Below are 19566 nucleotides of genomic sequence, written 5' to 3'. Positions count from 1 at the left end.
GGGCAAGATGCAACCCCTCGACACTTTTCGCCCTATGATAACGCACTGTTTTGCCGGGAGTCCTGCGTGTTCCAGTTTATCTATTCCCTGCTGATTCGCCTGGCCCTGCCATTTATTCTCATCCGACTTTGGTGGCAAGGTCGCAAAGCTCCGGCGCTCAGGCAAGACTGGCAGCATCGCCTGGGCCACGTGCCTTCCATACCCGGGCCTGTAATCTGGGTGCATGCGGTCTCCGTGGGCGAGACCATCGCTGCCGGCCCCATGGTGCGTCGACTGCTGGCGCGCAATCTCGGTGCCACCATTCTGATGACCGCCATGACCGACACCGGCCTTGCCCAGGCCCGGAAAATGTTTGGTAACAGGGTAACCTATGCCTACGCGCCGTACGACACACCGGGCGCCATCCGTCGATTTCTTCGGCGGGTCAATCCCCGCATTCTGGTCATCATGGAAACCGAGATCTGGCCCAATATGATCAGCCAGTGCCGCCGCAAAAACGTGCCGGTGTTTCTGATCAACGCCCGGCTGTCGGAGCGCTCTGCCCGGGGGTACGAGCGGGTCAGGGGGCTGGCGGCGCCGATCATGAAAAGCATCACCTGGGTGGCGGCCCAGGCAGAGCCGGATGCAGAACGCTTTCGTCGAATTGGGGTTGCCGCAAGCCACGTTGAGGTGACGGGCAGTGTGAAGTTCGATGTAGACATCCCGGAGGATGTCCGGCTTGCCTCGGAGCGTTTTCGTACCACGCTTGGCCCCCGTCCGGTCTGGATCGCCGGCAGCACACACAGTGGCGAGGATGAACAGCTGCTTCAGGCTCACCGATTGGTGCTTGCGGGACACTCTGATGCCCTGTTGATTATTGTGCCGCGCCACCCGGAACGCTTTGACGCCGTGGCGGTCATGGCACAGGAGCTGGGCTTTCAGGTTGCACGGCGATCTCAGGCGCAGAGTGCCGGGGGCGCGCAGGTTTATCTGGCCGATACCATGGGCGAGCTGATGATGCTCTACGGCGCCAGCGACCTTGCCTTTGTGGGAGGTTCACTGATCGAACGGGGCGGTCACAATCCGCTGGAGCCGGCAGCCTGGGGTATCCCGGTGTTTTCCGGGCCTCATGTGTTCAATTTCGAGACCATCTACGAACGGTTGCTGGCAGACCAGGGTGTGCAGTTGGTTCAGGGGGCAGACGATCTGGCTCGGGCGATCAATCTATTGTTTGCCAACCCGGCGGAACGCAAAGCCTATGGGGAGCGAGCGCTGGCCGTGGTTAATAAAAACCGGGGCGCGCTGGACAGGGTGGTTGAGGGGATAATCGAAAGGCTGTGATTCCGGGGCAGTCGCCACCGGAATCACACAGACGACGGTGCCATTACTGCGTGGGGTCGTCCAGGGTCAGATCTTCTTCTGCCAGAGCTTCGATGCCCCTGGCGTTGGCGCTGAGCCAGTTGTTCAGTTCAATCAGGTCTTGCGGGCTCAGAGTGCCTGCCGCCTGTTTCAGCTGTAACGTGTTAATCACGTAATCGTAACGGGCATTGGCATAATCCCGAAGGGCCACGTAATACGCCCGCTCGGCATCCAGCACTTCCACAATGTTCCGGGTTCCCACATCGTAACCGGCACGGGTCGCGTCCAGCGCACTGCGGCGGGAGATGATGGTCTGTTCCAGGGCTGAGGCGGTTTCAACGTTATTATTTACGGTCAGGTACAGGCTGCGGGTGTTAACCCGAACATCCCGGCGCGTGGTGTTCAGGTCTTCCTGCGCGGCGGTAACCAGTGAGCGCTGCTGGCGCACGCCGGCTTGTGTGCCGCCACCCATGTAGAGGGGAACGTTCAGCTCAAGGCCAATAACGCCTTGTGTGCCTTCCTGCTGGGTATTCTTGGCGCCATCCAGTTCAGACTTGCCATAAGACGCAAACAGGTCAAGCGTAGGCAGGTGGCCGGATTTCGCGACCTTCAGGTTGGCCTCGTTGGCATTCAACTGATAAAGCGCAGACTGAATAACCCAGTTCTGCTCAAGTGCGGTGTTTTCCCAGGCTGAAGGATCCATCGGCTCCGGTCGGCCAAGCGGGAAGTTCTCGCGCAGGTTTTCCAGATCCTCTGCGTATTCGCCAGTCAAACGCGCCAGTTGTTCACGGGCAACGTTGAGCTGGTTTTCAGCGGCGATGCGCTGACTTTTACTGTCATCGTAACTGGCGCGGGCCTCATAGACCTCGGTGATCGCAATCAGGCCGACATCAAAGCGTTCCTGAGCCTGCTCGTACTGCCGCTGGATGGCTGCTTCGGTGGCGCGTGCGGTTGTCACCGTATCTTGGGCACGCAGCACGTTGAAGTAAGCGGTGGCGACGTCCAGAATCAGCTGCTGTTGGGCCAGGTTGTACTGAGCCTGGGCGGCTTCGGTCTGGAACTGACTGGCATCGTAGCGGAACCAGCTGTCGGCACGAAACACCGGTTGGCTCAGCCGAACGCCGTAGTTCAGGGCCTTATAGCTGTCTCCCGGGCCATTCTTGGCGTCGAAATCTGTGTGGTTGGCCTCAGCAAACGCGCCGACTTGTGGCAGAAGTGTGCTCCTGCTGACATCGCTGGCCGCTTGCTGCGCCTGAAATTGTGCTAGTGCAGATGCGATGCCGGAATCGTAAGAGAGTGCCTTCTCATAGGTTTCCATCAGATCCAGAGAAAAGGCAGGCTGGGCTGCGAGCAGGGTGATCAATCCTGGAAGTAAACGTTTCTTCATTGTTTCTCCTGAAAAACTAACTCCGGGAATCTGCCCGGCAATGACCCAAAGGTATTGGTTGACCATTATGGACAATAATCAGTCCGGCCTCTACACTTGCATAGCTCATGCATTTTTAGAGCAGAACAAAATACTTATCGCGTCTTGACGGGGTGCCGAATTGCCAGAATATGGCGATCGGCTGAGATTGCAACGCAGAACCCGCGACCTGATCCGGATAATACCGGCGTAGGAATTAAGACCATACGAACCGCGTCAACGTGCCTTTGGTGGCATCTTGTCGTAACTCCGTCATACGCGACCCGACACCATCAGCCTCAACGGGAGCAGATCATGACGGATTTACCAGCCTACCTCAGCGACTCCGCAAAAGTAGACTCCGCAGCAATCAAACCATTACCAAGCTCACGAAAAATATACGTGCAGGGTAGCCGACCCGATCTGCGCGTGCCTATGCGGGAAATTACTGTGGGAGACACCCCCACGGAAATGGGCGGCGAAAAGAACCCGCCGGTCGTTGTGTACGACACTTCCGGGCCTTACACCGACCCTGAGGCCTCCATCGACCTGAGAAAAGGCCTGCCCCCGGTTCGCGCCAACTGGATTGCCGAGAGGGGCGATGTGGAGCAGCTGGATGGCTACACCTCCGAATTCACCCGCCGGCGCATGAAAGACCCCCAGCTCGACCCGTTGCGCTTTATGGATGAGCGTAAACCCCTGCGGGCGAAGCCGGGCAAGAACGTGTCCCAGATGCATTACGCCCGCCAGGGCATCATCACCCCGGAGATGGAATACATCGCCATCCGGGAAAACATGAAGCTGCAGGAAGCTCGTGACAATGGCTTGCTTGCGGATCAACACCCCGGCCAATCTTTCGGTGCCAACCTGCCGCCGGAGATCACCCCCGAGTTTGTTCGCGACGAAGTGGCTCGTGGCCGCGCCATCATTCCCGCCAACATCAACCACCCGGAAACCGAGCCGATGATCATCGGCCGTAACTTTCTGGTGAAGATCAACGGCAACATCGGCAACTCGGCGGTCACCTCGTCCATCGAAGACGAAGTCGAGAAACTGACCTGGGGTATCCGCTGGGGTTCCGACACGGTAATGGACCTGTCCACCGGCAAGAACATCCACGAAACCCGCGAGTGGATTATCCGCAACTCGCCGGTTCCCATCGGCACCGTGCCCATTTACCAGGCCCTGGAGAAAGTGGGCGGCGTGGCTGAAGACCTGACCTGGGAAATCTTCCGCGACACGCTGATCGAACAGGCTGAGCAGGGCGTCGACTACTTCACCATCCACGCCGGCGTGCGGCTCCATCACGTGCCGCTGACCGCGAAACGTACCACCGGCATCGTGTCTCGCGGTGGCTCCATCATGGCCAAATGGTGCCTGGCGCACCACAAAGAAAGCTTCCTGTACGAGCACTTCGAAGACATCTGCGAAATCATGAAGGCCTACGACGTCTCCTTCAGCCTCGGTGACGGCCTGCGCCCGGGTTCCATTGCAGATGCCAACGATGCGGCACAATTTGGCGAACTGGAAACTTTGGGAGAGCTCACCAAGATCGCCTGGAAACACGACGTCCAGTGCATGATCGAAGGCCCCGGCCACGTGCCCATGCACCTGATCAAAGAGAACATGGACAAGCAGCTGGAATGCTGTGACGAAGCCCCGTTCTACACTCTCGGCCCGCTGATCACTGATATTGCTCCGGGCTATGATCACATTACCTCCGGCATTGGGGCAGCCATGATCGGCTGGTTCGGCTGCGCCATGCTCTGCTACGTCACCCCGAAGGAGCACCTGGGGCTGCCGAACAAGGATGATGTAAAAACCGGCATCATCACCTACAAAATCGCCGCCCACGCGGCCGATCTGGCCAAGGGCCATCCGGGGGCCCAGATCCGCGATAACGCCTTGTCCAAGGCCCGTTTCGAGTTCCGCTGGGAAGACCAGTTCAACCTCGGCCTGGACCCGGACACCGCCCGCGCTTTCCACGATGAGACCCTGCCCAAGGAATCGGCGAAGGTGGCCCACTTCTGCTCCATGTGTGGGCCGAAGTTCTGTTCCATGAAGATCTCGCAGGAAGTAAGGGATTACGCGGCAGAGCAGGGCATCGACGAGGTATCGGCGATTGATGCCGGGATGCAGGCCAAATCGCGGGAGTTTGTGGAATCTGGCTCCAAGCTTTACGACAAGGTCTGACTTTGGCGCTCTAGGAGTCTGCGCGGCAGAAGCTCGTTTCTGGCATAATAAACCGAAAATTTTTCGGCAACAGGACGTCTGATGGGAACCACTTTCCGCCCGTACTCGCCCGACCAGGAATTGCTCCTTCCCCCAAGCCTGAACGAGTGGCTGCCTGATGGCCACCTGGCCTATTTTGTCAGTGATGTTGTCGAGGAGCTGGATTTGAGTGCGTTTTACGCCCGCTACGAAGGCAACGGTCGGCGTAACTCGCCGTTCGATCCGCGGATGATGCTGAAGGTTCTTATTTACGCCTACGCCACCGGCGTATTCTCCTCACGCAAGATTGCCCGGAAGTTGGAGGAAGACGTCGCCTTTCGGGTTCTGGCTGCGGGTAATTTTCCCAAGCACCGCACGATCTGTGATTTCCGCAAACACCATCTGGTCGCCTTCAAGGCCATCTTCATTCAAGTCGTACGGATTGCCCGGGAGGCGGAGCTGATCACGCTGGGAACACTGGCGATTGATGGCACAAAGATTCGGGCTAATGCCAGTAAGCACAAGGCCATGAGCTATGGCCGCATGGGCGAGGAAGAAGATCGTTTATCGAAAGAGATCGATGGGCTATGTCGTCAGGCCCGTCGAACGGATGAGTCGGAAGATCGGCAGTTCGGCCCGGATCAGCGGGGTGATGAGCTACCTGAGGAGTTGCAGTACCGACAGGCGCGACTGGACAAGATCCGCGCTGCCAAGGAGAAATTGGAAGCGGATCAGAAAGCGCGGGATACAGCCAAAGGCCGGCACCCGGACGATGATCGCCGCCCACCCCGCGGTGGCCGGAACTTCAAGCGAGATTACGGGGTGCCGGACGACAAAGATCAAAGCAACTTTACCGACCCGCAAAGCCGGATTATGAAAACGGCGGATGGGTTCCAGCAATGCTACAACGGCCAGTTGGCCGTGGATGGTGAATTCCAACTGATTGTCGCTAATCATCTGGGCAGCAATGCCAGTGATCAGGGTCGCCTGATACCGCTACTGGATGACGTGAAAGACATCCTGAAAACCTATCCGCAACAATGCCTGGCCGATGCCGGTTACCGTAAAGAAGACGACTTACAGTCCCTGGAGGACAAAAGGATCGACGGTTATGTCTCGCTGCGTCGGGAAGGGAAAAAGAGCGCAGAGATAGACGCGAGCGGTTATCCCGCCACGTCACGGATGGCCGAGAAGCTGGCCACCGCGACGGGGCGATCGGTTTACGCCCGGCGCAAGTATCTGGTTGAGGCGGTTAATGGCTGGATCAAGCATATTCTGGGCTTCCGGCAGTTCAGCCTGAGGGGGCTTAATGCCGTGCAAGGCGAATGGGATCTGGTCTGCCTGTCGCTTAACCTCAGGCGGATGAGTTCGCTGATGAGGCTGACATAGGCGATCTGAGGCGGCGTGCTGGGCCGTGCTGAGTGGTCGGGCTACGGTTGTGAACTTGCCTATAACCGTCTTGATTGCCTAGACAGAAAATCGTGACTCTATCCGGTTGGATACTGCGCCTATACTCTCGGGCACAACCGTGATTCGGCGCGGCGGAGGCACTTGCTCAAAACACTTCTGCCGCGCAGACTCCTAGATCGCCTTAGCCTGCTGGTTAGGCGTTGTGAGTCGGGGTGGGGGTGCCGTTCAGGAGACGCCTCAAGACGTCCCTGTGCGGCTTGGGCTCCGCCATCCCTGGCTCCGCACACTCCTGAACGGCACCCCCACCCCAACTCTCTTGGGCTTTGGCAGTAATCGCTCCCAAGAGGGCGTCAGGCAATGTTGGGGCGTGTCGCACAAGCGTCGGCTGCAGGCGTTGGGTATTGCTTTCCAAAACTGTGCGGAGCCAGGGATGGCGGAGCCCAAGCGCCCCATGGATGGGCCGAAGGAGCGTGTTTTGGAAAGCAATACCCAACGACTGCGATGCACCAACCTGAGCAGGCTGGGGCCAGAACCAAACCATTACGCCAGCCGTAAGACACTTGCACCCAAGCAACCCCAAAGGCTATCGTTCCAAGCCGAACACCAAACCGGAAACACGAATGCCGAAACCGTTCCAGTTCAACGCCAGCGACGTCACCGTCGAAAAACGCGAAACCGTTTTCCAGGGTTTCTTCCGCATGGACAAGCTCTGGCTGACTCACCCGCGCTTTGACGGCCGCGACATGCCCACCTTCACCCGCGAACTTTTCGTTCGGGGCGACGCCACCTGCGTGCTCCCCTACGACCCGGAACGGGACGAAGTCGTGCTGCTGGAACAGTTTCGCCTCGGCGCTCTGGGCCGTAACCAGTCGCCCTGGTTGCTGGAGCTCGTGGCCGGCATGAATGAAGACGGCGAAAGCCCGGAAGACGTGGCCCAGCGGGAAGGGCAGGAAGAGGCAGGGTTGAGCTTTAGCCGACTTGATAAAATCTGCGATTACCTGGTGTCTCCGGGTGGCACCACCGAAATGATTCACCTTTATTGCGGACATGTCAGTACGGCCGAGGCTGGCGGTGTTTTCGGTATGGAGCACGAACACGAAGACATTCTCAGCCACGTGGTCAGCGCTGAAGAGTGCTTCGCCATGATTGCCGATGGCCGCATCAACAACGCTGCCGCCATCATCGCTATCCAATGGCTGCAGCTGAACCGGGACAGGCTGCGCCGGGAGTGGCGGGCATGACCGAGTGGGTAAAACGGCCCAAGCCGTATGTGCCGGATCTGCGTCAGTTGGGTGCGCTGTGTGATGGCAACTACCAGCGCCTGCGCAAACTGCGCCAGTTGGAGGCTGATGGTAAGCCCGTTTGCGAGTTTGAGCTGCACCGGGAAAACCAGTATTTGGGCCGGGTGCGCATCGAAGTGCTGCAAACCGCAAAGTTCACCGAAACCCTGTTACTCGAGCAAGTGCATAACAGTGGCCGGTGGCTGAACAACCCGCAAATGACGGTGCGTGTATACCATGACGCGCTCATGGCTGAAGTGATCAGTTGCTACCGGCAGCGCCAGATTGCGCCGGTAAACGACTACCCGAACCGGTTCATGCATCACCCGGATGAGAAAGTTCAGGTTAATGGGTTTCTGGCCGATTGGCTGGATTACTGCCTGCGGTTTGGACACCTGCCTATGGAGCACGCCGCCTGGTCTGCGGGCGAAGGCTGCGACTGAATTCGTTGTCTCTGTCATGAACTGCGCCACAGTGCGCTGAAAGTCTGACTTGCTCCCGGCTTTGCCTGTGCCATAGTTGTCAAAAACTGCAAAATCTTTGTGGTGGCGGGCCAGAATGTGACCTACCTTCCATTTAAAACTGATAAAACGGAACGCAGCCGTCGTACACTTGTCTGAAATATCAAACGGTTGCACTCAAGACAACAGGCCCTGAATGACCATTGCGCATACTGCTCACCCCCTGAAGGTATTGCAGCTGACCGACCCGCACCTGATGGCGTCGGCAGATGGCGCGTTGCTTGGGGTCAATACCCGGGACAGCCTGGCGGCGGTGATTGATGAAGTCTTGCGCAACCATGGCCAGCCGGATCTGATCCTCGCGACCGGTGATCTTACTCAGGATGCGTCATCTGAGGCCTATCGGTATTTTGGCGAGCAGTTGAAAGCGTTTAACTGCCCCTCGCTCTGGATTGCCGGCAATCACGACGATTCCGACTTGTTGGCGTCCATCGCAGCGGAGTTTCAGGCGGAGCAAAAACAGCTCGTGCAGGGAGGCTGGCATTTTGTGATGTTGGACTCTTCCGTGCACGGCAAGGTTTTCGGTGAGCTTTCGCAGCCGGAGCTTGCTTTCCTGGACGAGTCACTGTCGCAGCAACCGGAGTTGCCCACCATGGTGTGCCTGCACCATCACCCGGTGGATATTGGCTCTGACTGGATGGAAAAAATCGGCCTGAAGAACCGCGATGCTTTCTGGCAGGTGATCGACAGGCACCCGCAAGTGAAAATCGTACTCTGGGGTCATATTCACCAGGATCTCCAACAGCAGCGTAATAGCGTGCAGCTGCTCGCCACGCCCTCCACTTGCATCCAGTTCGCCACTGGCTCCAGCAAATTTGCCGTAGAGCCGCTGGCGCCCGGATACCGTTGGTTTGAGCTTGAGGCTTCCGGGCAGTACTCCACGGAAGTATGCCGGGCGAATGGGTTCGAGTTTGATCTGGACGAGAAGAGTACCGGTTACTAGCCGATTATTATGTCCCTGTATATTCCCAATGGCCGGCGTGTTCGCCGGCCTGTGAATATACAGGGACAGTCCGTGTTCGAGCGTCAGGCCCGCAAAGCCTGGGCCGCTGCAACCATCGTCTCCAGCGCAGGCGTCACTTCCTCCCATTTACGGGTTTTCAAACCGCAGTCCGGGTTGATCCACAATCGTTCTGCCGGGATGCGTTCTGCCGCCAGGGTCATCAGATTGATGATGTGTTGCTTGTCCGGAATGTTGGGGGAGTGAATATCGTACACGCCCGGGCCAATGTCGTTCGGGTATTCAAAGTTCCGGAAAGCATCCAGCAACTCCATGTCCGACCGTGAGGTCTCGATGGTGATCACGTCGGCATCCATGTGGGCGATGGCCTCGATGATGTCGTTGAACTCCGAATAACACATGTGGGTGTGAATCTGGGTGCTGTCGTCCACGCCATTGGCGGCGATGCGGAAGCTGTTAATCGCCCAGTCCAGGTACGTTGTCCAGTCTGATTGGCGCAGGGGCAAGCCTTCCCGCAACGCGGCTTCGTCTATCTGGATGATGTTCACGCCGGCCTTTTCCAGGTCCTGTACCTCTTCACGAATGGCCAGGGCCAGTTGCAGGCAGGAGTCTTTCCTTGGCTGATCGTCCCGCACGAAGGACCAGTTCAGAATGGTCACCGGGCCGGTCAGCATGCCTTTTACCGGCTTGTCGGTGAGGGATTGGGCAAAACGAATCCAGTCCACCGTCATCGCCGCTGGCCGGCGGATATCCCCAAACAGGATGGGCGGTTTTACACAGCGGGAGCCGTAGGATTGCACCCAGCCGAAGCGGGTAAAGGCATAGCCTTCCAGCTGCTCACCGAAGTATTCCACCATGTCGTTGCGCTCTGGCTCACCATGAACCAGCACATCCAGTCCCAGCTTTTCCTGCTCTTCGATGCATCGGGCGATTTCTGCCTGCATCTGCTCGGTATAGGCTTGCCCGGTCAGTTCGCCTTTACGGAATTGCAACCTTGCCTGGCGGATCTCCGGCGTTTGCGGGAAAGAACCGATGGTGGTGGTCGGGAACGCCGGGAGGTTCAGGATCTGACGCTGCCTGGCAATTCGCTGGGGATAGGGGCTTTGGCGGTTGCCCAGTTCCTGCGTCACTGCGGCAATGGCACGGCGAACCTCCGGGTTGATAACACGGTCGGATTTCCGGCGGCTGTCAATGGCCCGCTGGTTTGCGGCCAGCTCTGCGCGAACACTGGCGTGGCCTTCGTTCAGGGACTTCGCCAGCGTGCTCAGCTCATCAAGTTTCTGCACAGCAAAGGCCAGCCAGCTGCGGATTTCAGTATCCAGCTCCTGCTCACGATCCAGGTCTACCGGCACATGGAGCAGCGAGCAGGACGGCGCCAGCCACAGGCGGTCGGCCAATTTCTCACTCAGCGGCTCCAGCCATTCCAGGATGCTGTTCAGGTCGGATTTCCAGATGTTACGGCCGTTGATGACACCAAGGGAAAGCACCTTGTGGCTGGGCAGCCAATCTGCCACGCGGCTGACTTCAGCAGGGGCGCTCACAGCATCGATGTGCAGCCCGGCCACCGGCAATTCGCAAGCCAGTTGCAGGTTATCCCGGAGCTCTCCAAAATAGGTAGCCAGCAGCAGCTTCGGGCGATTGGCCTTTAACTGGTGATAGGCCAGGTTGAACGCATAGCGCCAGTTGGCGTCCAAATCGGTCACCAGGGCCGGTTCATCAATCTGCACCCATTCGGCGCCGGCATCGGCCAGGGCTTCCAGTAGCTGCGAGTAGACTGGCAGCAGGCGCTCCAGCAAATCCAGGCGATGACTGCCATCCGAGGTTTTGCCTAACCACAGGTAAGTAACGGGCCCGATGATCACGGGCTTGGCATTAACGCCCTGTTTTCGTGCTTCAGCCAATTGGGCCAGAAGGCGTTCGGGATTCAGCTCGAACCGGGTTTTGGCATGCAGCTCCGGCACGATGTAGTGGTAGTTGGTATCGAACCACTTGGTCATTTCGCCAGCGGCGGTGGCGCAGCAGGGGCTATCGTTGGCGCCGCGGCCCCGGGCGGCACGGAAGTAGGCGTCCAGTTCCGAGCCTTCTTTGTCTTTGGCCCGTGCTGGCAGGTTGCCGAGGGTGACGGACATATCCAATACCTGGTCGTACAGCGAGAACTCACCTACCGGTACATAATCCAGCCCGGCTTGCTGCTGCCAGTGGCGCCGGCGCAGGTCGGCGGCCGTGATGGCTAATTCTTGCTCGGTCTGCCGGCCAGCCCAGTAGGCTTCCAGTGCGAATTTCAGCTCCCTCTGGCCGCCAATGCGGGGGAAGCCCAGGTTGTGAGTGATTGCCATGATTGAATCCTTGAATTCCGTGGTTTGTTAAAGGCCTTCAAGGTTAGGTGGGTGATGGCATGAATAAAAATGGTATTATTTCACCTATTCATGAGAATAATTCACGGGTTGGCCATGATTGAACGACATCACCTTGAGATATTGCGAGCGGTGGAGCGCCAAGGCTCGTTGACGGCGGCAGCGGAACAGTTGCACCTGACTCAATCCGCGCTGTCCCATGCGGTTCGCAAGTTGGAGCAGCAACTGGGCACGCCGGTCTGGCTGAGGGAGGGCCGGCAACTGAGGTTTACCCAGGCGGGTAGTCAGCTATTGGGACTAGCAAACCGCCTGTTGCCCCAGTTTGAACACGCGGAAATGCAGGTTCGACAGATTGCCAGGGGCCAACGCGGGAGCTTGCGTGTGGGAATGGAGTGCCATCCTTGCTACCAATGGCTTCTGAAGGTAGTGGGTCCTTACTTGCAGCATTGGCCGGATGTGGATGTGGATGTAAAGCAGGAGTTCCAGTTTGGTGGTATGGGGGCGCTTTTCGGCCATGACATCGATCTTCTGGTAACGCCAGATCCGCTGCACAAGCCGGGAGTATGTTTTGAGCCGGTGTTCGACTACGAGCAGGTGTTGGTGGTGCCTGAGGGTCACTCGCTGGCGGGCAAGGCGTGGGTAGAGCCCCACCAATTGGAGAAAGAAACCCTGATTACCTACCCGGTGGCGGTGGAGCGGCTGGATATTTTTACCCGGTTTTTCCTGCCGGCCCACTGTGCGCCCGCCCGGCACAAGACTATCGAAACCACTGATATCATGTTGCAGATGGTGGCTGCGGGCCGGGGAGTGAGTGCGTTGCCACGCTGGCTGGTGGACGAATACGCCAGAAACCTGCCAATCACTGCGCTGAAACTGGGTAAAGAAGGTATGCCCAAGCAGATTTTTCTGGGCTTCCGGGAGCGGGATGAGTCGGTGGATTATCTTACGGAGTTTGTGAAGTTGGCGCGTGAGGTTCGCTGGGGCTAGGATCTTCGGTTAAACTGCGCGAAAAATTTCAACAGGACACACAAAATCATGAGCGATATTCCTGCAGATCTGAAATACATCGAAACTCATCAGTGGGTTCGGGTGGATGCCGATGGCACAGCCACCGTGGGGATTACCGATTTTGCCCAGGAGCAGTTGGGCGATGTGGTTTACATTGGTGTTCCGGAGGTTGGCGCTACGGTGAATGGTGGCGAGGAGGCTGGTGTGGCTGAATCGGTTAAGTCGGCGTCTGATGTGTTTAGTCCGGTGACTGGTGAGGTTATCGAGATTAATGAGAAGCTTGAGGACGAGCCGGAGATTGTGAACGAAGATCCGTACGGCGATGGCTGGATGTTCAAGGTGAAGTTGGCTGATAAAGGCGAGCTTGATGGCCTGATGGATGCGGCAGCCTATGGTGAGCATGTGGCAGCAGAAGAGTAAGATCCGCTCCTGGTGCAAGCGTGTTTCCGGGGACAGGCCTCCCGAAACACGCTCCTTCGGCACATCCATGTGGCGCTTGGGCTCCGCCATCCATGGCTCCGCACAGTTTCGTGAGGCCTGTCCCCGGAAGCACGCCCAAGCAATGGCGCGGTCCTCTATTTAACCGAACTCTCAGGTAACTATTCGATGGATTTTCCCGTTCTCTACCTGCGCAAGGGCGCAGAACGCCGTCTTCGTGCCGGCCATTTGTGGGTGTACAGCAACGAAGTAGACACCCAGCGTAGCCCGCTGCCAGGGTTTGAGCCCGGCGCGCAGGTTCAGGTGCGTGCATCGAACGACAAGCCGATGGGTGTGGCGTTTGTGAACCCTCACGCATTGATTTGCGGCCGGCTGATCAGTCGGGATGCGGACCATGGCATGACGCCTAAGCGGCTGACGGATCGGATGGAGGCGGCGCTCAGTCTTCGGGAGCGTTTGTTTGATAAGCCTTTTTACCGTTGGGTGTTTGGTGACAGTGATGGGCTGTCTGGCTTGGTGGTGGATCGGTTTGATGATGTCGTGGTGGTGCAGATTTCCACCGCGGGCATGGAGCAGATGAAGGATGCCATTGTGCGTGCCGTTCAGCGGTTGGCTCATGCCCGGATTATCGTGCTGAAGAACGATGGCAAGATGCGCAAGGTTGAGGGGCTGGACACCTATGTGGAATTTGCCCATGGGCCGGAAGCGGACACGGTGCTGGTGGAGGAGAACGGTGCTCGCTTTGAGGTGCCGCTGGCCGGTGGTCAGAAGACCGGCTGGTTCTATGATCACCGTATGAATCGGCAACGCCTGCAGGCCTATGCGCCCGGGAAGAAAGTGCTGGATGTGTTCAGTTACGTCGGCGGTTGGGGGATTCAGGCCGCTTGTGCCGGGGCATCCCAGGTGACCTGTGTGGACGCGTCCTCATCGGCGGTGGATGCGGTACATCACAATGCAAAGCTGAACGGGCTGGAGAATGTGGACACCATTGAGGGCGATGCCTTTGATGCCCTGAAAGCCTTGGCGGATGAGAAAGAGAAGTTCGACATTGTGGTACTGGACCCGCCCGCACTGATTCCGCGCCGCCGTGACCAGAAGGCCGGGGAGCAGGCCTATGCCCGGCTGAACCAATTGGGGCTCAGGCTGCTGGAGCGTGATGGATTGCTGGTGTCAGCATCTTGCTCCATGCATCTGTCCCAGGAAAAGCTGATCGACATTATTCGTGGCAGTGGCCGCAAGATTGATCGGTTTGTGCAGCTGCTGGAGCAAGGTCACCAGGCGCCGGACCATCCCATCGTGCCGGGGATTCCGGAGACGGACTACATTAAGTCCTGCTTTGTGCGTTCACTGACCGGGTTTTTCTAGGTTTTAAGGGTCTGTCCCAAGGGTCTGTCCCCGAACGGGGACTGACCCATTTTGGAATCCAGTATCGTTGTTAGCTTTGGGCCCAGGGGTCTGTCCCCGCATGGGGACTGACCCATTTTGGACTCCAGCACCATGGTTCGATCTGGTTGCAACAGACGGGCAAAAGTGGGTCAGTCCCCATGCGGGGACTGACCCCTGGAGCAGCCCCCTGTCAGACCCGTAACGACATAACCTTCCAGCCATTCTCCACAGCCGTCTTCTCCAGCGTCGGATCCGGATCAACCGCCACCGGGTTCTCCACCCTCCGCAACAGCGGCAGGTCGTTATGTGAGTCGCTGTAGAACCAGGCGCCCTCAAGGCTCTCACCGTGAGCTGCCAGCCAGTCGTTCAGCCGTTCCACTTTGCCTTCCTGAAAACTTGGTGTGCCAGCCACTTCACCGGTGAATTTGCCGTTGACCAGCTCGGGTTCGGTGGCGATCAGGTGCTCAATGCCCATTAGTTCAGCAATTGGCTCGGTAATGAATCGGTTGGTGGCGGTGATAATCATCAGGGTATGGCCCTGTTCGCGGTGGTCGGCCAGTAGCTTCGCCGCCTTATCCTGCATCATGGGCTGTACTTTCTTGGCCATGAAGGCTTCGCGCCAGCGTTCCAGTTCGTCCATGTTGTGCCGGGTCAGTGGTGCCAGGACAAAGCGCTGATAGTGGAATACGTCGAGCTCTCCGTTCAGATACTCTTCGTAAAAGCGGTCATTGGCGCGCTTGTACTCTTCGGCATCCACCATGCCCTCTTCCACCAGAAACTCACCCCAGGCATGGTCGCTGTCACCGTTCAGCAAGGTGTTGTCCAGATCAAATATTGCGAGCGTCAAGCCGTTTCCTCCCATTGTGACAGGCTCTGAAGCAGGAGCCACAGTCTACCATGACCTGCCGCTAACGGCTCCGTTTGCCGAAGCCTTGGGATTCTGTAAGAATGAGAGCAACTTGGACAATTTTCGCCGGTTAAAACTTAACCGGTGCCGACTTTAATGAGGACTGTGCCGTGATCGACTCAGACGGTTTCAGACCCAACGTCGGAATCATTCTGGCCAACCACAGGGGAGAGGTTCTCTGGGCAAGGCGAATAGGGCAGGACTCCTGGCAGTTTCCACAAGGTGGTATCAAGCACGACGAATCACCGGAGGATGCGCTTTATCGGGAGCTTGGAGAGGAAATCGGCCTGAGTGCCAGCGATGTGGAAATCATCAGCTGCACCCGGGGCTGGCTGCGTTACCGGCTTCCGAGGAGGATGGTACGCCATAACTCGCACCCCGTTTGTGTGGGGCAAAAACAGAAATGGTTCCTGCTGAGGATGATGTCGCCAGACGCGCATGTGCGCGTGGATGGTACCGATTCACCGGAATTCGACGGGTGGCAGTGGGTAAGCTACTGGTATCCGTTAGGACAAGTAGTTTCATTCAAGAGAGAAGTGTATAGGCGCGCGCTGAGAGAACTGGCTCCCAGGCTGTTCCACAACATGGAACAGTGGCAACGGAGTGAGCAGAACCGGCGTTTGAAGGAACACCAGAAATGACGGACTGACTCCATGCTGAGCATCCTGCGAAGTCTAGTACAAGAGGTAAACAGCGCCCGCGATTTGCAGGAGGCGCTGGATATCATTGTCTCGCGGGTGCAAAAGGCCATGAATACCGAGGTCTGCTCCGTCTATCTTTTAGATCCGGCATCCAACCGTTACATCCTGATGGCTACCGAGGGTCTTTACAAAGACTCTGTTGGAAAGGTCAGTCTTGCTTATTCTGAGGGCCTGGTGGGCCTGGTAGGCTCCCGTGAGGAGCCTATCAATCTTGAAGACGCCCCTGCCCATCCCCGCTATCGTTACTTCCCGGAGACGGGTGAGGAACGCTTCCGTTCATTCCTGGGCGTGCCCATCATTCACCATCGCCGGGTACTGGGCGTGCTGGTGGTTCAGCAACGGGAGAGCTCCCGTTGTTTTGATGAGGGCGAAGAGGCGTTCCTGGTCACGGTCTCTGCCCAGTTGGCGGGTGTCATTGCCCACAGCGAGGCCACCGGGGCCATAAGCGGCTTGTCGTTGACCGGGGAAGAAACCCAGGATGTCAGTTTCAATGGTGTGCCGGGCTCCCCTGGTGTCGCGATTGGTACTGGTGTGGTGGTGTATCCGTCCGCCGATCTGGATGTGGTGCCGGAGAAACCGACCGAGAACATCGAGCAGGAACTGGAGCTGTTCCAGTCTGCCGTGCAGGCCGTTAGGGAAGACATCGAGCGGGTAGCGAACCGCCTGGCCTCGCAACTGCGCCCCGAAGAACAGGCCCTGTTTGACGTTTACCTGCGGATGCTGGATGACGGTGCCCTGCCAGGCGAAGTTGCGATCAAAATTCGCGAAGGCATCTGGGCTCAGGGTGCTTTGAAACAGGTGGTGCAGCAGTACATCCGTCATTTCGAGATGATGGATGATCTTTACCTGCAAGAGCGGGTGGTGGATATCCGGGATCTCGGCCGGCGGCTGCTGTCCCATATGCAGGAAGGCGAGCAAAAGCTTCAGGAATACCCGGAGCACACGGTACTGGTCAGTGAAGAACTGACGCCAGCCATGCTGGGCGAAGTGCCGAAAGGGCAACTGGTTGGCCTTGTGTCCGTCAAAGGGTCCAGTAACTCCCATGTGGCCATACTGGCCCGCGCCATGGGTGTGCCCACGGTGATGGGGCTGGTGGATATTCCGGTCAACCAGCTGGATGGCCGAGAACTGGTGGTGGACGGCTTTGAAGGGCAGATTTTTGCCTCGCCGTCATCGGATCTTCGCGCTTTCTACCAGGCCATCTGTGAGGAAGAAGACGAGCTGATCCGTGGGCTTGAGGTGCTGCGGGACAAGCCCTGCGAAACCACCGATGGCCATCGGGTATCACTGCTGGTAAATACCGGCCTGATGACCGATGTGGTGCGCTCGCTGTCTCACGGGGCCGAAGGCATTGGCCTGTATCGCACCGAAGTGCCGTTCATGATCAAGGACCGCTTTCCGTCTGAGCAGGAGCAGCGGGAGTATTACCGGGAACAACTGGAAGCCTTTGCGCCTAATCCGGTGACCATGCGTACTCTGGACATCGGTGGTGACAAAGCCCTGACCTATTTCCCGATTGAGGAGGAAAACCCCTTTCTTGGTTGGCGGGGCATCCGGGTTACCCTGGATCACCCCGAGATCTTTCTTGTTCAGGTGCGGGCCATGCTGAAGGCCAGCGAAGGCTTGAACAACCTGCAGATCATGCTGCCGATGATCAGCAACATTTCCGAGGTGGAGGAATCCCTGCACCTGATTTACCGGGTTTATCACGAAGTGCGCGAAGAAGGCTACGACATCCACATGCCCAAAGTGGGTGTGATGGTGGAAGTGCCGGCTGCCGTTTACCAGATTCGTGAACTGGCTGAGCGCGTGGACTTTCTATCGGTGGGTTCCAACGACCTGACCCAATACCTGTTGGCGGTAGATCGCAACAACCCGCGTGTTGCCCAGCTTTACCATTCCTATCATCCGGCCGTTTTACAGGCATTGGTGCGCATTGCCCAGGATGCCCACTCCGTGGGTAAGCCGGTGGGCATCTGTGGCGAGCTGGCCGGCGACCCGGGTGGCGCGTTGCTGTTAATGGCGATGGGCTATGATTCCCTGTCGATGAACGCGGCCAGTCTGCCGAAGGTGAAATCCGTTATCCGCAGCATTGATCGGGAGTGGGCTATCCAGTTGCTGGAAGATGTTCTGCTGCTGGATTCCCCCCACGTCATCAAGAGCTGTGTCGACCTGGCCCTGCGTAATGCCGGGTTTGGCCGGTATTTGCGACCGGTGAAATCCTCCAGCGCTGCGATGGCAGAGCAGGCGGTTTCCTGACCGACTGTGACAGTAATAGGGTGCTTACTCTAAAATCCGTTGATAGGTTAGTAACGTAATTCTTACTGCAGTACCTACGAAGGACAGGCTATGACCAAAGCGACCGAGCTCAAGCCAGCACCGCGCATTGGCCTCGCCCTTGGGGGCGGTGGGCCACTGGGTGGCATTTATGAGATCGGAGCGCTAAGGGCGCTGGACGAAGCCTTGGATGGCCTGGATTTCAATAACATCGATGTTTATGTCGGGGTTAACTCCGGCTCCTTTGTGGCGGCTAACCTGGCCAATCAGATGACCACGGCCCAGTTGTGTCGTATCTTCGTGCGCAATGAAGCCGAGGTTCACCCGTTCCACCCGGAAGTATTCTATCGCCCTGCATTCCGGGAGATTGGTAGTCGCTTGCTGGCGGTTCCCGGTTTGTTGTCTTCGGCTGTCAGCCGTTTTATCAATAACCCCTACGACCAGAGCCTTCTGGAAGCCTTGACCATTCTGGCCCAAGCCGCGCCTGCCGGGTTGTTTGATAACGAGGGGCTGCACGAATACCTGCGGCGGGCGTTTACCATGCTTGGCCGCACCAACGATTTCCGTCAGCTAAAGCGTAGCCTGTACGTGGTGGCTGCGGATGTGGAGAGCACGGAAGCGGTGTGCTTTGGTGCCCCGGGGTATGACCACGTACCCATTTCCAAGGCGGTCCAGGCCAGCACGGCTTCGCCGGGGCTGTATGTGCCGGTCGACATCGATGGGCGTTACTATGTGGACGGCACCTTGCGCAAGGGGCTGCACGCCTCGGTCGCCTTCGAAGACGGCGCCGATCTGGTGCTGGCGGTGAACCCTCAGGTGCCTATTGACGCCAGTGCAGCGGTGCGTGCAGGCACCATGAAGCCCGGCGACCTCACGCGCTCCGGCATGCCCAACCTGTTGTCCCAGACGTTCCGCACCATGGTCTACTCACGGATGCAGTCCGGTATTGCCCAGTATGGCCGTGACTACCCGGACAAAGACATCCTGCTGTTCGAGCCCACCCGGGACGACGCCAAGCTGTTCTTCTCCAACGTGTTCAGCTTCCAGAGCCGGCGGATGGTGTGCGAACACGCCTATCAAATGACGCGTAGAGATCTGCTGAACCGGGCCGATGAACTGGAGCCAAAACTGCTCAAGTACGGCATCAAACTGCGTCGGGATCGCCTGGAAGACGAACAACGCACCATCAGCACCAGCCTGTATGGCGAAATGCTGCCCTTGTATGTGGCCAAGGGGCGCAAGAAGCAGGCGGAGAAGGGCAAGTTAGCCGCAAGTATCGGCAACGTCACTCATTTGTTCTCGAAAGCCCAGTAAAAAAAGCGCCAGGGTACAAAAAAGGCCGGATGCGTTAAACACATCCGGCCTTTTC

15 protein-coding genes and 1 riboswitch are annotated in these 19566 nt (G+C 57.9%); of the genes, 12 read left to right on the top strand and 3 right to left on the bottom strand.

What is annotated here, in order from left to right:
- Positions 1-66 precede the first annotated feature (66 nt).
- A complete protein-coding gene (gene waaA, locus ACZ5Q2_RS00780) occupies positions 67-1320 on the top strand; it encodes a lipid IV(A) 3-deoxy-D-manno-octulosonic acid transferase (RefSeq protein WP_061332409.1) in 1254 nt (417 codons plus the stop codon).
- A 43-nt stretch (positions 1321-1363) separates the two neighbouring features.
- On the opposite strand, the gene ACZ5Q2_RS00775 is transcribed toward waaA, so the two are convergent.
- Positions 1364-2725 carry a TolC family outer membrane protein gene (locus tag ACZ5Q2_RS00775; RefSeq protein WP_061332408.1) on the bottom strand — a complete coding sequence of 454 codons (1362 nt, stop codon included), beginning with the start codon at positions 2723-2725 and terminating at the stop codon, positions 1364-1366.
- Between the two features lie 138 nt (positions 2726-2863).
- Positions 2864-2977: riboswitch (TPP riboswitch) on the top strand.
- Positions 2978-3058: 81 nt separating this feature from the next.
- Between ACZ5Q2_RS00775 and thiC the strand changes: the two genes are divergently transcribed.
- The 5 genes from thiC to cpdA all read left to right on the top strand — a co-directional run bounded on the left by thiC (position 3059) and on the right by cpdA (position 9108).
- Positions 3059-4936 carry a phosphomethylpyrimidine synthase ThiC gene (gene thiC / locus ACZ5Q2_RS00770; protein WP_061332407.1) on the top strand — a complete coding sequence of 626 codons (1878 nt, stop codon included), beginning with the start codon at positions 3059-3061 and terminating at the stop codon, positions 4934-4936.
- 81 nt (positions 4937-5017) lie between these two features.
- Positions 5018-6343, top strand: coding sequence for an IS1182 family transposase (locus tag ACZ5Q2_RS00765; protein ID WP_230716015.1), 1326 nt, complete (start codon positions 5018-5020; stop codon positions 6341-6343).
- A 641-nt stretch (positions 6344-6984) separates the two neighbouring features.
- Positions 6985-7605: an NUDIX domain-containing protein gene (locus ACZ5Q2_RS00760; RefSeq protein WP_061332405.1), complete on the top strand. Its 621-nt coding sequence runs from the start codon at positions 6985-6987 to the stop codon at positions 7603-7605.
- Positions 7602-8087: a DUF1249 domain-containing protein gene (locus tag ACZ5Q2_RS00755; RefSeq protein ID WP_061332404.1), complete on the top strand. Its 486-nt coding sequence runs from the start codon at positions 7602-7604 to the stop codon at positions 8085-8087. Before ACZ5Q2_RS00760 ends, ACZ5Q2_RS00755 begins: the two co-directional genes overlap by 4 nt.
- A gap of 214 nt (positions 8088-8301) precedes the next feature.
- Positions 8302-9108 carry a 3',5'-cyclic-AMP phosphodiesterase gene (gene cpdA, locus ACZ5Q2_RS00750; protein ID WP_061332403.1) on the top strand — a complete coding sequence of 269 codons (807 nt, stop codon included), beginning with the start codon at positions 8302-8304 and terminating at the stop codon, positions 9106-9108.
- A gap of 83 nt (positions 9109-9191) precedes the next feature.
- Here the strand turns inward: cpdA and metE are convergent, their stop codons facing one another.
- On the bottom strand, positions 9192-11462 hold the full coding sequence (gene metE, locus ACZ5Q2_RS00745) for a 5-methyltetrahydropteroyltriglutamate--homocysteine S-methyltransferase (RefSeq protein ID WP_061332402.1): 2271 nt from the start codon (positions 11460-11462) through the stop codon (positions 9192-9194).
- A 114-nt stretch (positions 11463-11576) separates the two neighbouring features.
- Between metE and ACZ5Q2_RS00740 the strand changes: the two genes are divergently transcribed.
- The 3 genes from ACZ5Q2_RS00740 to ACZ5Q2_RS00730 all read left to right on the top strand — a co-directional run bounded on the left by ACZ5Q2_RS00740 (position 11577) and on the right by ACZ5Q2_RS00730 (position 14291).
- On the top strand, positions 11577-12467 hold the full coding sequence (locus ACZ5Q2_RS00740; RefSeq protein ID WP_061332401.1) for a LysR family transcriptional regulator: 891 nt from the start codon (positions 11577-11579) through the stop codon (positions 12465-12467).
- 48 nt (positions 12468-12515) lie between these two features.
- On the top strand, positions 12516-12908 hold the full coding sequence (gene gcvH / locus ACZ5Q2_RS00735; RefSeq protein WP_061332400.1) for a glycine cleavage system protein GcvH: 393 nt from the start codon (positions 12516-12518) through the stop codon (positions 12906-12908).
- 186 nt (positions 12909-13094) lie between these two features.
- The gene (locus ACZ5Q2_RS00730) at positions 13095-14291 is read left to right on the top strand and encodes a class I SAM-dependent rRNA methyltransferase (protein ID WP_061332399.1); all 1197 of its coding nucleotides are present in this window, start codon (positions 13095-13097) and stop codon (positions 14289-14291) included.
- A gap of 211 nt (positions 14292-14502) precedes the next feature.
- On the opposite strand, the gene ACZ5Q2_RS00725 is transcribed toward ACZ5Q2_RS00730, so the two are convergent.
- On the bottom strand, positions 14503-15159 hold the full coding sequence (locus ACZ5Q2_RS00725) for a histidinol-phosphatase (RefSeq protein WP_061332398.1): 657 nt from the start codon (positions 15157-15159) through the stop codon (positions 14503-14505).
- Positions 15160-15329: 170 nt separating this feature from the next.
- Here ACZ5Q2_RS00725 and ACZ5Q2_RS00720 point away from each other — a divergent pair, with 170 nt between their 5' ends.
- From ACZ5Q2_RS00720 to ACZ5Q2_RS00710, 3 genes are all read left to right on the top strand, one after another.
- A complete protein-coding gene (locus ACZ5Q2_RS00720; protein WP_061332397.1) occupies positions 15330-15860 on the top strand; it encodes an RNA pyrophosphohydrolase in 531 nt (176 codons plus the stop codon).
- Between the two features lie 12 nt (positions 15861-15872).
- Positions 15873-18179: a phosphoenolpyruvate--protein phosphotransferase gene (gene ptsP / locus ACZ5Q2_RS00715; protein ID WP_061332396.1), complete on the top strand. Its 2307-nt coding sequence runs from the start codon at positions 15873-15875 to the stop codon at positions 18177-18179.
- 90 nt (positions 18180-18269) lie between these two features.
- Positions 18270-19511: a patatin-like phospholipase family protein gene (locus ACZ5Q2_RS00710; protein ID WP_061332395.1), complete on the top strand. Its 1242-nt coding sequence runs from the start codon at positions 18270-18272 to the stop codon at positions 19509-19511.
- Positions 19512-19566 lie beyond the last annotated feature (55 nt).

This window comes from Marinobacter alkaliphilus (assembly GCF_055394375.1).
Note: the sequence above shows the minus strand (reverse complement) of the source record. Positions and strands in the feature narration are given on the sequence as shown.